Here is a 13666-nt window from a genome sequence, read left to right on the forward strand (position 1 = left end):
GATGAGAGTCTGGGATGCCATGGCGTGGACGATCCGGGCTGTGTCGGGTAATCGTCAGCGCAGCGGACTCACGGTACTGGGGATTGCCATCGGCATTGCCGCGGTGGCCGCATTGACCTCGGTCGGCGAGGGTCTCCGCTTGTATGTGTTGGAGAGTTTCTCTCAGTTTGGTACCCGCATTATCGCCGTGTCGCCTGGCAAGGTCACCACTCAGGGTATGGCCGGGATGTTGTCCTCGACAAAGCCATTACGGATTCAAGATGCTGAGGCCCTTAGGGATCTGCCCTATGTGGACGCGGTGGTTTCGGTGGTCAGCGGAACCGGTCGCGTGGAAGCGGGGCGGATGGGACGCGATACCAATGTTATGGGGGTTAGCCACCAAGCCGCCGAGGCCTGGCAGATTGCGGTGGCTCAGGGGCGCTTCTTGCCGGCGGACGACCCAGTATCGGCTCGGGCCTACGCCGTTTTGGGGGCTAAACTCAAGCGGGAGCTATTTGGTGCCGGCAGTCCGCTGGGTAAGTTGATTCGGGTGGGCGGTGCCCGCTACCGAGTGGTTGGTGTCATGGAGGAGAAGGGCCAGCTATTGGGTTTCGATCTGGATGATGTGGTTTACATCCCCGCCTCGCGAGGCTTGCAGTTATTTAATCGCGAGAGCCTGATGGAAGTGGACATTATCTTTGATCAGCGGGGAAACTCGGCGGACATGTCCCAGCGAATTCGGGAGCGACTTACCCAGCTCCACGGGCGGGAAGATTTCACCCTGTTTACCCAGGAGGATATGCTGGGGAGCCTGGATAATATACTGCGTATTCTGACCCTGGTGGTGGCGGCTCTTGGGGGTATTTCCCTCCTGGTTGGCGGCGTTGGGGTGTTGACGATTATGACTACCGCCCTGCAGGAGCGCAGGGCAGAAATTGGCTTGCTGGCGGCACTGGGTTGTACCGCGCGGCAGATCATGGTGTTGTTTTTAGGGGAGGCTGTTGTGCTGGCAGTCACCGGTGGCCTGGCGGGAATCACCCTGGTTATCGTGCTGGTCGGCGGCACAAAAATCATCGCGCCGGACTTGCCTCTGGCGATAAACCCCCTATATCTATTAATGGCGTTGATGCTGTCGATGGTGGTGGGGCTTTTGTCGGGTATCGCCCCGGCCGTTCGCGCCGCGCGGCTCAACCCCATCGAGGCGCTGCGCGATGAGTAAGTCGCGCTGGCCCTGAAAATGTTGATTGAGGACGCTGATCACAATGGAGTTTAAAGACTACTACAGTGTGTTGGGTGTAGAGCCTGACGCGGATCTCAAGGCGATAAAAACGGCTTATCGGCGTTTGGCTCGCCAGTACCACCCCGATGTGTCGACGGAGAGCAACGCTGAGGATCGCTTTAAAGAAGTGACTGAGGCCTACGAGGTGCTGGGCGACAAAGACAAGCGCGCCGAGTACGACGAGCTGCGTCAGTACGCCGGGCGCGGTGGCGGCTTTGAGCCACCCCCGGGTTGGCAGGGGCGCGGTGGCGAGTACCGGGAGGAACACGTCTACGACGGTGACTTCTCGGAGTTCTTTAACAGTATCTTCGGCGGCGGCTTTGGCGGTGGCGGCTTTAGCCAACGGGCCCAGGGCGGCTTGCGGGGGCAGGATGTTGAGACAGATTTGCCGATCTTTTTAGAAGACACATTATCGACAGAGTCAAAGACTGTGCAGTATCACCTGCCGCAGATCGATGCTCAGGGACGCCGGCAGGCGGTTGAGAAAACGCTCAAAGTGAAGGTGCCTGCCGGTGTGCGGGACGGTGAGCGCATTCGTCTCAAAGGCCAGGGCGCACCTGGACCCGGTGGGGGGGCGGCCGGGGACTTGTACCTTCGGATACGTCTTGTGCCCCACCCAATGTTCGATGTGGAAGGGCACAATCTAGTGGTTACCGTGCCCGTGGCACCCTGGGAAGTGGCGCTGGGTGCCAAGGTCACCATCCCCACGCTGGAAGGCGATATCCGTATTACCGTGCCGGAGAACAGCCAGTCTGACAAACGGATTCGTATTAAGGGCAAGGGCCTGCCCAGTAAGCAGGGTAGAGGTGACCTCTACGTGACGCTTAAAGTGGTGATGCCCGACAAACTGGATGACGATGTTAAGGCGCTGTGGCAGCAACTGAGCGAGCGGGCGGCCTTTAACCCCCGCGCCCAGTGGAGGAAATAAGATGAGCGAGCGAGTGACACAGATTAGTTTTGAGCAGTTTTGCACGCTTACCGATTTGTCAGGCGAACTGGTGATAGAGATCGTCAATTTGGGCATCGTCGAGCCGCCGGGCCAGCGACCCCAGGAATGGCTGTTTGACAGCGAAATGCTGTGCCTGGTCCGGCGCGCTGAGCGTCTGCATCGACAGTTGGAAATCAACTGGCCGGGGGTGGCCTTGGCTATGGACTTGCTGGATCAATTGGAGCGCAGCCGCGAAGAGAACCGGGTACTGCGCAGCCAACTCCAGCGCCTGGTCGAGTTAGATTGAGAGGTTTGTGGGTCAGTGCCGAGAATTATCGGTGTTTTAGGGCGCTTTGCCGCCAGGGAAATCATATTGATGCTGGATAATAATGCACGACTCCGTTGAGCACACCCTGCTGCTGATAGGGGCCATGATGTTATTGGGCCTGCTTGGGGAAACCTTGGGTAAACGTACCCAGCTGCCCCGGGTGACCATTCTTATCGGCCTGGGGCTGGCTGTGGGGCCCTTGGGCTTGGCATGGCTGCCCAGCGGACAATTGCCCTGGTTTGACTTTGTCGCCACCGTGGCGCTGACCATGATCGGCTTTTTATTGGGCGGTAAATTTACCGGCCGCACCTTTCGACTCTACGGCAAGCAGTCGCTGTGGCTGGCATTTGGTATCACCGTCGGTACCTTTGCGGTGGTTTGCGGGGGGATGGTCGCCGTGGGTATCGAGTTGCCCATCGCCCTGGTGCTGGCGGGGGTAAGCCTGGCGACCGACCCGGTGGCGACACTGGAGTCGGTAGAGGACGGCGGCTTCGATTCACCTTTATCCAACCTGCTAAGCGGTATTGTCGCCATGGATGATATGTGGGGCCTGGTCCTGTTCGGATTGGTTATGACCGCGGTGGGTGTTGCGGTGGAAGGCTCTTATCAAGCCCATTACATCTGGATCGGGCTCTGGGAGATGTTTGGTGGTATCGGCTTAGGGATCGCCTTGGGCCTACCGATGGCGGCGTTGTCGGGACGGATAAATAAAGGCAAGCCGATGCTGCTGGAAGCGCTGGCTGCAGTGTTTTGCTGTGCCGGCTTGTCCTTGATGCTAGAGGTCTCCTATCTGCTGGCGGCGATTACCATGGGTGTGACTGTGGCGCAGCTAGCCCGCCACCATCACCGGCCGTTTCACGAGGTAGCACATATCGAGTGGCCATTTTTGGTGTTATTTTTAGTTTTGGTGGGGGCGTCCTTTGCACCGGCTGACCTGGCCCAGTATTGGCCACTGGCAGTGGCCTACATTTTACTGCGGGTAATGGGCAGAGTGCTGGCTTGTTGGGTGTTTGGACGCTCGATGGCGGTGGGCGATCGGGGATTATTGGGAATGAGCTTATTGCCCCAGGCGGGGGTGGCCTTGGGTACGGCCCTGTATGCCAAACAGCACTTTCCGGAACTGTCTGAAGCCATTATTACCGTTACTGTGGCGGCGACAATTTTCTTTGAAATTGTGGGTCCGATCAGCACCCGATGGGCCTTAAAGCGTTATGCCCAACGCCACATGTCTCAAGACAAGAAAATAGTGACGGAGTAGGTATATTTCTCAATAATCCCGCCGGACTTTCCTTGCTACCCTAAGTCGAAAAATGGGAGCGAGTGAGATAATTCCATGACGGCAGCGAGCTTTATCGATCAGGTCCGCCAGGACCTGTACAAAGCAATTGAGAATGACTCTATTGTATTACCCACCCTTCCTGAGGTCGCTCTCGAAGTCAGAGAGGCCGCCAGCGACCCGGATATCAGTCTAGGCAAGCTCGCGTCGATTATCGAACAGGACAGTTCCATTGCCACCCGTATTTTACGGGTATCCAACAGCTCCTTGCTGCGAGGCAGTGAGCCGATTCAAGACGTCAAAAATGCGATTGGTCGTATCGGCTTGGCCTATACGTCGACCCTGGTCACTACCATGGCCATGCAGCAGATATTCTTGTCCACCAAAGAATCCCTCAACAAACGTATGCGCTCGATTTGGGTACACAGTACCGATGTCGCGGCCATCAGTCACACCCTGGCAAAAGGGCAGCGTCACCTTAAGCCTGAGCTGGCGACATTGGCCGGAGTTGTCCATCAGATCGGTGCACTACCGATTTTATCTTACGCCGTGGGTCGAGGGTTTCTCCGCGATCACCCGGAATTGCTGGACGAGGCGCTGGTGGCGCTGACCCCTGAAGTGGGGACCATGATTCTTGAGTCTTGGGGCTTCGCCAATGCAATCGTTATGGTACCCACTGCCCACCTAATGTTCGACCGGGAAATCGAACGGCCCGATTATGCCGACCTGGTTACGGTGGCTAATCTTCACACCTATGCCGGGACTGATCATCCCCTGGCTCAAGTTGATTGGGCTGAGGTTACAGCTTTTCATCGTTTGGGGCTGCCCGTCACGCCCGGCGAAGAAGATGAAAGTTACCTGCAACAAGTTGAGCAGATGCAGGAACTGTTGCGAGCCTAAGGCCGGGGCAGAAGGGCCCTAGCAGGCTGTTGATTTCCGTTTTCAACGCCGCAGTGGCAAAGCAGATAGGAAATCAACCACCTGCTAGGCCTATCTGCCTTTCTGAGAATCATCCTATTGGATAAAGATGACTGGAGCGTTTTGGCGGGTCTGCGGGACGCCGCCAGGGAAGACTTTTTCTGTAGAAAGCTCGACTTAGCGAGGCCTTAACGAGCAAAAGGGATGGCTAGGCTCTGCCCAAGGCCCGGCTTGCGTGAGAAGAGGAAGCTCGACCTTCCGCGCTGTATACCGTCGCATTGCCGGTCTCGCTGCCACTGAGAATATCCACCGCTCGCTGGGTGTAATTGGCTTGGGCAACAATATTGGCGCCAATCAAATCGTTAAGCTTGCGACACTGTGACAAGGTATCGCGAATAGCATTCCACTGGGGATCGGTGCTTTCCTTAGCGTCGCCGCCGCGATAGAAATGAGGGTCGGGGAGGGACTGGCGTTGTTTTTCCAGAGCTTCCAACTGTTTGACCTGCTGCATTTTTTGCTGGCTTAGCGATTCTATACTGGCTGCGAGATCGACAGACATCGCTTGATTTTCGGCGTAGGCTTGCTGTTCACGCTTTAGTACATCCAGCAGCGATTGCGCCGCCAGCTGCATCTCATTCAGAATGCTTGTGCGGTTTTCGCTCATCCCGAAATCATTCCTTCTAGCTCGACAAAGGCTTTGGCTACCCGGTCCGCGTCAATCTGGAACTCACCATTGCGGATCGCCGTTTTAATTTCATCGACTTTTGCCCGGTCAATGCCATCGCTGGCGGACACTTGAGCGCGGACTTGTTCCATTAACGGCGTCTGCACAATATTGTTGTCGGCACTGCTAGCGACACTGCCGGCTTTGTCTGAGCCACCACTTTTTTCACTGCTGACGCCACGTTGGCTGTCCAGCGCGCGATTTTGCGGCAGGCCGGTATGAGTTATACGGTCGACCATAATTTTGTTCCTCTCACTGTGTGGGGTGAGACCTGGGGTCTGTTCACACTACTCACCTTGTATCGTCATATCGGTACTTCCCTAAAAAACTTTAGGGGTGATAGTGGTATTTTTCCTGATACAGCACAAAATGTGATATTGCTCACACTTATTCATCGCAGAACCACCACTTCACTGGACTCCACCACGCCCTCCAAGCGCCGCCCCGAGCTAAGGTTGCGGACCGGAATACGACTGTTTATAGCGCCGTCCTGCAGAGCAATGCCAGACATCGTGACGGATATAGAACCGCTGTCACTGCGCAAAGAGATGCGCTGCCCTTTGTGGACGATGGCATTGGCTTCCACCATATTGGCGGTAATTACCGCTCCCTGGGGAATGCTGCGACGCGCTCGCAGGCCCCCCTGACCTTTCAGAGAGGGGAGGTAGCCATAACTGAGTGTTGAGACGTCGCGCTCAACCCAGCTCACTGAATCTTGGGAAATACTCGCGCCTGGCCCAATAGGCCGATTTGCCACCATAACTTTTGTATAAGCCGCCACCGTCACGGGAACATAGATCTTCCAGGGGCTGGGGCCGCTGCAACGAACGCCGACGGTGGTGCGACGACGAATTGTCCCTCCGGGAGGCAGAAACGCTTCCAGTGATGTCTTGCAACGGGCCAAGCGGGTACGGGGGTCGAGCCGGTCCACTTCAATACGGTGGTCCATGCTCTTCCAGGGATTGTGCTTTGCGACATAGGCTGTTGCCGTAGCGGCTATGCGGTCTGGATTTTCTATCGTTGGGTCGGAAGCGGCGTTGGTGGTTGCGCTGGCAGCGCCAACGACAAGGATACAGGACACGCGGCGCAGCGCCTTTAAAAGGCAAGCGTTGCCGAGCTGTGTTGCCGCTGTCTGTTCTTTCCTTAATCGCCTAGCCATTATTTCAAACCAATGATCACTCACTTTTCAGCGTTTTCCGCGTTGCGTCAAAATTCTGTCGCCACGCTGCTTGTAGATTAGCTAAAGCAAGGAATATGCCATTGGCTTGGGGGGAGGGGAGATTAGTGTACAAGGCGGCGAAAAATTGGCTTTTGGGTCGGCAAGGGCTTGCCGTAACAGTGCCAAAAAACCAGCGCTTGCGCCGTAACTTATTGATATAAATATAAAAATAAATATGGCACAAGGATTGCGTTATAGCCAGTGCGTTAGGTGCGAGCAGTAAAAACGCTAATCCTAAGGTGTGTCGGGTTGCAGTAGGTAGCTACATCCACTGAACAAGACATCGACACCAAGACAACAAACTTTAGCAAAAACAGAACGATTATGGCGATTAGTTTTGATAAAGCTCTGGGTATTCACCAGCAGGCGCTGTCTCTAAGGGAGCAGCGGCAGTCGGTGTTGGCTGCCAATATCGCCAACGCGGATACCCCGGGCTATCAGGCCCGGGATGTGGATTTTCGCAGTGCTCTCGCCAGCACCCAGGGCAGTTCCAATGGCGAAGGTTTGGCTATGACGGTAACCAATCAACACCACATAGCCCGCGGCAATGCGACTCAGTCCAACCCCGAGCCGGTCGCACCTAAATATCGTGTGCCGACCCAGCCCTCTGAAGATGGCAATACCGTGGAGTCTCATATTGAGCAGGCCGCTTTCGCAGATAACACCACCCGATACCAGACCACACTGCATTTTCTCAGTGGTCGTTTCGCCAGCATGAAGAACGTGATCAGTGGAGGACGCTAAATATGAGTAGTCCCTTGGATATCGCCGCATCGGCAATGCACGCACAAATGCTGCGGCTTAACACTGTCGCCAGCAACATCGCTAATGCGGATACCGTCAGTAGTACAGAGGAAGGTGCCTATCGCTCCCGTCAGCCAGTATTTTCAGCAGTGCTGCAAGAGCAGCAGGGTATGGCTTCGGTTCAGGTCAGCGAGATCATGGAGAGCCAGGCGCCGGTCCAAAAACATTTTCAGCCTGGACACCCTCAAGCCGATGAAAACGGATTTGTATACAGCAGTAACGTCAATACGGTTGAGGAAATGGCCAATATGATGGCGGCGTCCCGCTCTTATCAGAATAACGCTGAGGTGTTCACCACAACTAAAGCGCTGATGCTGAGAGCCCTGCAGTTGGGACAGCAGTAGTCGGGGGCACGAGGAGTAGAGTATGGAAATACGCACGGTAGAACAGTATCAACAGGCTAAAGCCGACGCCGCCAAAGCAAAGAGAGGTGGTGAGTCGGGCTTGGGACAAGATGATTTTTTGCGCCTGATGATGGAACAAATGAAGGCCCAAGACCCCTTTAACCCCATGGACAATACCCAGTTCATAAGCCAAATGGCACAGCTGACCTCTGTTAGCAGCATCAGTGAAATGAACAACAATTTTTCCAATTACCTCGGGTCGCTGAATCAAACTCAGTTTGTGAACGCTTCAAATCTGGTGGGTAGGGAGGTGTTGAGCGCCGCAGACTTTGGTGTGCTCGATGGCAATAAAGGCATCAGCGGCCAGGTCGATCTGCCTAACAGCACCAACGCTCTGGATATAGAAATTTTAGCCCCAACCGGAGAGGTCATGGGCCGTGTTTCCATGGGGCCCCAAGGTGCTGGCCCGGTGCCCTTTGAATGGGATGGCGCGGGGCTCAATGGCGAACAGTTGCCGGCAGGTAAGTATTACCTGAGGGCGAATTACTTGAATGGGGGATCTGTGGAGCAGTTATCAACACAGGTTAATTTTGAAGTTCGGAGCGTCTCACTTCCCACTGCGGGAGGGGGTGTTCATTTGGAGCTGAATGGCGGTGGCACCGTCAAATTGTCTGATCTTGTATCCGTAAGTTAACGCCACTGGCGTAGGAGAAATAACATGAGTTTTAGAATTGCTTTGAGTGGATTGAATGCGGCGGCAAGTCATCTGGATGTCACCGCCCACAATATTGCCAACGTGAATACCACGGGCTTTAAGTCTTCCCGGTCGTCCTTTGCCGACGTTTACGCAACGGCAAATAACGACGTAACGGCGACCACGCCCGGCGCCGGTGTTCGACTCAATACCATTACCCAGCAGTTCAGTCAGGGTAATATCAACTTTACCGATAATGCCTTGGACTTGGCGATTAGCGGCGAGGGCTTCTTCCGTATGCGGGGGGAGAGTGGGGTTACCTACACCCGTGCCGGTGAATTCAGTGTCGACCGAGAAGGGTATCTGGTTAACGATTCTTTGGAAAAGCTCCAGGTTTATCCGCCCTCTGTAGACGGTTCCTTCTCAACCGGGTCGATACAAGACCTGCAACTGCAAGTCACTGAGAGCAGTCCACAGGAGAGTACCGAAGGTACTGTAGCTGTCAATCTGCCCGCAAACGCTCCTGAGCCCGTGGCTGCGCCTTTTGACCCAGCTGTTTCGACCTCCTACAACCACGCGACATCCATGACAGTGTATGACTCACTAGGTACAACCCACACTGCAACGATGTACTTTGTTAAAGATCCGGCAGCAAATACCTGGTCACAATACACCTATGTGGACGATACCGCCGTGGGCGGTGCTAATACTCTGGTGTTTGACGATCAGGGTGAATTGACTTCACCGGCCTCCGGGCTGGTTAACTTACCAGCATATACCACGTCCTCGGGTTCTGCCGATATTGAGATGACTCTGGATTTTGGTAGCTCAACGCAGTATGGCAATGAATTTAGCGTTAACGAATTGCAACAGGACGGTTACGCTTCGGGCCGTATGACCGGTATCGAAGTAAGTAGCAACGGTGTTGTCTCGGCCCGGTTTACCAATGGTCAATCTACCCAGTTAGGTAAAGTTGTCTTGGCCAGTTTCTCAAACCCTAACGGTCTCCAGCAAAAGGGCGGCACCTCCTGGGCTGAAACCTTTACTTCAGGGAGTCCACGTTTGGGTGAGGCCGGTACCTCTAACTTTGGCCTGCTGCAGGCCGGTGCCTTGGAGGGCTCCAATGTTGAGCTTACCGATCAGTTAGTAGAGATGATCACCGCGCAACGTAACTTCCAGGCCAACACCAAAATGATCGGGACCGCGGATGCGATTACCCAATCGGTAATCAACATTCGCTAACGCGGCAACAGGACCTGAGAGTGATCGCGTAGATTGGTGAGGTAGGTATGGACAGATTGCATTTCATTGGTATGACGGCGGCTAAGCAAACCGAATTGGCCCAGACTACCAATGCCAACAATTTGGCAAATGCCAGTACCGCCGGATTTCGCGGTGATTTTCAGGCCCTGCTAAGTCGGGATGTTGAAGGGCCGGGTATGGCTACCCGAGCCAATGCCGTGGTCGAGGGGAGTACGACGGATTTCTCCTCGGGCCCGGTGAATCCGACCGGGCGGGAGTTGGATGCCGCTATCCGCGGAGAGGGCTGGTTTGTAATCCAAACCCCTCAGGGTGATCAGGCACTCAGTCGCCGGGGGGATTTCCAACTCACCAGTGACGGCCAAATGTTGGACGGTGCCGGAAACCCCATCATGGGTGACCAGGGGCCGGTAGCGATTCCCGACCATCAAAGTCTGACTATCGGAGATGACGGCACAATCTCCATTGTACCCCTGGGCTTAGGCGCAGAGTCACAGGTGACCGTGGATCGCATCCGTTTGGTCAACGCCGATCCGCAAAACCTGTTTAAGGGTGAAGACGGTCATATTCGCACCCGGGATGGCAGCGAGCCCGAGGTTGATGCTGGTGTACGTATCAGTACCGGTAACCTTGAGGGCGCCAACGTCAATACGGTGGATGCCATGGTGACGATGATTGCGTTGGCTCGGCAATTTGAGATGCAAGTGAAGGTGATGAGCACGGCGAATCAGATCGATGAAACCGGTGCCAAGTTATTGCGTTTGGAATAGGTCGTTTAACGACTAAATCAGAAAGAGAGACTGAGTTATGAATTCTTCATTGTGGGTCGCCAAGACCGGGCTCGATGCCCAGCAAACCCGGATGCAGGTAGTCAGCAACAACTTGGCTAATGCCAACACCAACGGCTTCAAGCGAGACCGCGCCGCGTTTGAGGACCTGCTGTACCAAAATGTTAAACAGGTCGGTGGGCAGACCTCTCAGCAGACCCGTTCCCCCAGCGGTCTTCAGGTTGGTACCGGGGTCCGCGTTGTCGCCACAGAAAAAGTCTTTCAGCAAGGCAATATGGCGCAAACCGGCAATGCCCTGGATGTGGGGATTAATGGTCGCGGCTTTTTTCAGGTGCGCCTGCCAGACGGCAGTATTGGGTATACCCGGGACGGTTCCTTCCAACTGGACGACCAGGGCCAGATTGTGACCAACAGTGGCAATGTGGTGGAGCCTGGTATCACCATTCCCAGCGGTACCGCCAGCATCACTATTGGTTCTGACGGTGTGGTCAGTGCTCAGCTGGCTGGAGAAACTGCCCCTGTGCAATTGGGTAGCTTTCAGTTGGCCGATTTCGTGAACCCCGCCGGATTGCAGGCCCGAGGTGAAAACCTCTATGTGGAGTCTGCCTCCAGCGGTGCACCGCAAACCGGGACTCCGGGTCTAACCGGACTGGGCTCACTAACTCAGGGCGCCCTTGAAGGTTCCAACGTTAACGTGGTGGAAGAGCTGGTCAACATGATTGAAACCCAACGCGCTTATGAGATGAATTCCAAGGCTGTAGCCACTGCCGATCAGATGATGCAGTACGTTAACAACAATATGTAACCGAGTTTTACTCGGGCGGAGCACGACATGACAACATCCATACTTCGGACACTGCTAGCGACCGGCCTTATCGGGCTGTTGGCGGCTTGCGCGCAGACGCCGCGCAATGCCGAAAATTCCGACGAGCAGTGGGAGTCAGTGGCGCCGCCGGCAGCAAGCCAAGCAACCAATACGTCCGGTTCAATTTACCAAGCCGGTTACGGCATGAGCTTGTTCCTGGATCGCCGCGCCCGCCAGGTTGGCGACGTGATCACGATCCTGCTGGAAGAGAAGACCGACGCCAGTAAATCCTCCAGCACGGCCACGGGTAAAGATAGCAGTATTTCCATTCCTGCTGTTACCTTGTTTGGACGCGGTGTGACCCACAACGGTCAGCCGGTACTGACCAGCGGTGTTAGCAGCGAGCAGGATTTTTCAGGTCAAGGCAGTAGCAGTCAAAGCAATAGTCTCACCGGTAGCATTACCGTTACGGTATCTGATGTGCTGCGCAACGGCAGTTTGCGGGTTCGCGGCGAGAAATGGGTCACCATCAATCAAGGTGAAGAGTTTATTCGCATTCGAGGCATTATTCGCCCCGAGGATATCGGTGCGGACAACAGTGTGCCGTCTTACAAAGTGGCCGATGCCCGTATTACCTATAGTGGTAAGGGGGCATTAGCAGATGCCAATTCTATGGGCTGGTTGTCCCGGCTGTTCCAGTCGGTGTTGTCACCGTTTTGAGGGCGGACTCATGAAACTATCAAAGTATCTGTTGACTAGCGGATTGGCCCTGTTGGCGTGTGTCGCTGCTATTCCCGCCTCTGCAGAGCGAGTCAAGGATCTGGTTAACGTGGCCGGTGTCCGGGAAAACCAGCTGGTGGGTTACGGTTTGGTCGTGGGCTTGAGTGGTACGGGAGATCAGACCAGCCAGGCGCCCTTTACCATTCAGAGTATTCGCAACATGTTGACAGGCTTTGGAGTGAGAGTCCCCGACAATGTTAATCCTCAACTAAAAAACGTTGCGGCTGTGACCGTTCACGCCAGCCTGCCGCCCTTTGCCAAGCCCGGTCAAACTATCGATGTAACAGTGTCTTCCATTGGTAACGCCGCCAGTTTACGCGGTGGCAGTTTGTTGATGGCGCCGTTGATGGGCGCCGATGGCCAAGTCTATGCGATAGCCCAAGGCAGCCTGTTGGTGGGCGGTTTAGGGGTATCCGGCAACGACGGCTCAAAGGTTACAGTCAATATTCCCAGTGCCGGTCGTATTCCCAATGGCGGTATTGTCGAGCGACCGGCACCCAGTGTGATGTCTTCTAACGGTGAAATCATGCTGAACCTACGGCGCCCCGATTTCACCACAGCGCGTAGATTGGCGGAGGAAATCAACCACCGCTTCGGCGACGGCACAGCCAGCGCCATGGACTCCGCCACCGTGAAGGTCCTGGGCCCCAAGAATCCTGACCGCAATGTCACCTTTATCTCCATGCTGGAAAGCCTGGAAATTACCCCCGCTGAAGCCGGTGCCCGGGTAGTGGTCAATTCCCGCACTGGCACTATCGTCATTGGCGGGAATGTTCGAGTATTACCCGCGGCGGTGACCCACGGCTCACTCACGGTATCGATCAGTGAGCGGGTAGGAGTGAGTCAACCCGGTGCCTTTGCCCGCCGCGGCGAGACCGTGGTGGCTGCCGAGAGCAGTATTGATGTTAACGAGTCGGGGTCGAGGATGTTTCTTCTAGACGCCGGTGTGACCCTGGAAGAAATTGTTACCGCCATTAACAAAGTTGGTGCCGCCCCCAGCGACTTGGTTGCCATTCTCGAAGCCCTGAATCAGGCCGGCGCGTTGCGGGCTGAGTTGATGGTCATCTAAAAGGTAACGATGATGGACATTAACGGCAGCCAATATCACGATTTTTCCAGCCTGGCAGCATTGCGTAAAAATGCCAGCGAATCCCCGGATCAGGCGGTAGAACCGGTCGCCAAGCAATTCGAGGCGCTCTTTGTTCAGATGATGCTGAAAAGTATGCGTGAGGCGGTACCTGAGGGCGGGCTGTTTGATTCAGACAGCATGAAGTTCTATCAGCAAATGATGGACAGTCAATTATCGGTATCTCTCGCTGAACAGGGTGGCCTGGGGCTGGCGGATACTATCGTTCAGCAATTGAGTCAGCAAACTCCGCAGGGAGACGATGCTGCCGCCGAGGCTACCCGTCTGCAATTGCGGCTGCAAAGCGACACAATAGGTATGACCGAAGACGCTAAAGTTAACGGGTCTGCAGCCGATAACTCAGGTGCAGAGTATTCTGTCGCCGATAGCCACAACCAGTCACAGTGAGGGTTA

At 55.2% G+C, this 13666-nt stretch carries 17 protein-coding genes; 14 read left to right on the forward strand and 3 right to left on the reverse strand.

What is annotated here, in order from left to right:
* The first annotated feature begins 1 nt into the window (after nucleotide 1).
* From I6N98_RS07635 to I6N98_RS07655, 5 genes are all read left to right on the forward strand, one after another.
* Nucleotides 2-1198, forward strand: a complete 1197-nt coding sequence (locus I6N98_RS07635; RefSeq protein WP_198571187.1) for an ABC transporter permease — start codon at nucleotides 2-4, stop codon at nucleotides 1196-1198.
* A 43-nt stretch (nucleotides 1199-1241) separates the two neighbouring features.
* Nucleotides 1242-2186, forward strand: coding sequence for a DnaJ C-terminal domain-containing protein (locus I6N98_RS07640; RefSeq protein WP_198571188.1), 945 nt, complete (start codon nucleotides 1242-1244; stop codon nucleotides 2184-2186).
* Between the two features lies 1 nt (nucleotide 2187).
* Nucleotides 2188-2493 (forward strand): chaperone modulator CbpM, encoded by a 306-nt coding sequence (locus I6N98_RS07645; RefSeq protein WP_232787502.1) that lies wholly within the window; start codon nucleotides 2188-2190, stop codon nucleotides 2491-2493.
* A gap of 82 nt (nucleotides 2494-2575) precedes the next feature.
* Nucleotides 2576-3772, forward strand: a complete 1197-nt coding sequence (locus I6N98_RS07650; RefSeq protein WP_198571190.1) for a cation:proton antiporter — start codon at nucleotides 2576-2578, stop codon at nucleotides 3770-3772.
* 75 nt (nucleotides 3773-3847) lie between these two features.
* The gene (locus tag I6N98_RS07655; RefSeq protein ID WP_198571191.1) at nucleotides 3848-4690 is read left to right on the forward strand and encodes an HDOD domain-containing protein; all 843 of its coding nucleotides are present in this window, start codon (nucleotides 3848-3850) and stop codon (nucleotides 4688-4690) included.
* A gap of 226 nt (nucleotides 4691-4916) precedes the next feature.
* Here the strand turns inward: I6N98_RS07655 and I6N98_RS07660 are convergent, their stop codons facing one another.
* From I6N98_RS07660 to flgA, 3 genes are all read right to left on the reverse strand, one after another.
* Nucleotides 4917-5372 (reverse strand): flagella synthesis protein FlgN, encoded by a 456-nt coding sequence (locus I6N98_RS07660; RefSeq protein ID WP_198571192.1) that lies wholly within the window; start codon nucleotides 5370-5372, stop codon nucleotides 4917-4919.
* Nucleotides 5369-5671 (reverse strand): flagellar biosynthesis anti-sigma factor FlgM, encoded by a 303-nt coding sequence (gene flgM, locus I6N98_RS07665; protein WP_198571193.1) that lies wholly within the window; start codon nucleotides 5669-5671, stop codon nucleotides 5369-5371. Before flgM ends, I6N98_RS07660 begins: the two co-directional genes overlap by 4 nt.
* 152 nt (nucleotides 5672-5823) lie before the next feature.
* Nucleotides 5824-6513, reverse strand: coding sequence for a flagellar basal body P-ring formation chaperone FlgA (gene flgA, locus I6N98_RS07670; protein WP_198571194.1), 690 nt, complete (start codon nucleotides 6511-6513; stop codon nucleotides 5824-5826).
* Between the two features lie 462 nt (nucleotides 6514-6975).
* Here flgA and flgB point away from each other — a divergent pair, with 462 nt between their 5' ends.
* Genes flgB through I6N98_RS07715 form a run of 9 tightly spaced genes read left to right on the forward strand, consistent with a single transcriptional unit; the run spans nucleotide 6976 to nucleotide 13660 of the window.
* On the forward strand, nucleotides 6976-7395 hold the full coding sequence (gene flgB / locus I6N98_RS07675; protein ID WP_198571195.1) for a flagellar basal body rod protein FlgB: 420 nt from the start codon (nucleotides 6976-6978) through the stop codon (nucleotides 7393-7395).
* 2 nt (nucleotides 7396-7397) lie between these two features.
* Complete coding sequence (gene flgC, locus I6N98_RS07680; protein WP_198571196.1) at nucleotides 7398-7799, forward strand: flagellar basal body rod protein FlgC; 402 nt, start codon at nucleotides 7398-7400, stop codon at nucleotides 7797-7799.
* Between the two features lie 22 nt (nucleotides 7800-7821).
* Nucleotides 7822-8493, forward strand: coding sequence for a flagellar hook assembly protein FlgD (locus I6N98_RS07685; RefSeq protein WP_198571197.1), 672 nt, complete (start codon nucleotides 7822-7824; stop codon nucleotides 8491-8493).
* A 24-nt stretch (nucleotides 8494-8517) separates the two neighbouring features.
* Nucleotides 8518-9735 (forward strand): flagellar hook protein FlgE, encoded by a 1218-nt coding sequence (gene flgE, locus I6N98_RS07690; RefSeq protein ID WP_198571198.1) that lies wholly within the window; start codon nucleotides 8518-8520, stop codon nucleotides 9733-9735.
* A 47-nt stretch (nucleotides 9736-9782) separates the two neighbouring features.
* Nucleotides 9783-10523 (forward strand): flagellar basal body rod protein FlgF, encoded by a 741-nt coding sequence (locus tag I6N98_RS07695; protein WP_198571199.1) that lies wholly within the window; start codon nucleotides 9783-9785, stop codon nucleotides 10521-10523.
* A 37-nt stretch (nucleotides 10524-10560) separates the two neighbouring features.
* Nucleotides 10561-11346 (forward strand): flagellar basal-body rod protein FlgG, encoded by a 786-nt coding sequence (gene flgG / locus I6N98_RS07700; protein WP_198571200.1) that lies wholly within the window; start codon nucleotides 10561-10563, stop codon nucleotides 11344-11346.
* A gap of 27 nt (nucleotides 11347-11373) precedes the next feature.
* On the forward strand, nucleotides 11374-12066 hold the full coding sequence (gene flgH, locus I6N98_RS07705) for a flagellar basal body L-ring protein FlgH (protein ID WP_198571201.1): 693 nt from the start codon (nucleotides 11374-11376) through the stop codon (nucleotides 12064-12066).
* Nucleotides 12067-12076: 10 nt separating this feature from the next.
* Complete coding sequence (locus I6N98_RS07710) at nucleotides 12077-13195, forward strand: flagellar basal body P-ring protein FlgI (RefSeq protein ID WP_198571202.1); 1119 nt, start codon at nucleotides 12077-12079, stop codon at nucleotides 13193-13195.
* 9 nt (nucleotides 13196-13204) lie between these two features.
* Nucleotides 13205-13660 (forward strand): rod-binding protein, encoded by a 456-nt coding sequence (locus I6N98_RS07715; protein WP_198571203.1) that lies wholly within the window; start codon nucleotides 13205-13207, stop codon nucleotides 13658-13660.
* Nucleotides 13661-13666: the final 6 nt, after the last annotated feature.

It is taken from the genome of Spongiibacter nanhainus, from assembly GCF_016132545.1.
GTDB lineage: Bacteria > Pseudomonadota > Gammaproteobacteria > Pseudomonadales > Spongiibacteraceae > Spongiibacter > Spongiibacter nanhainus.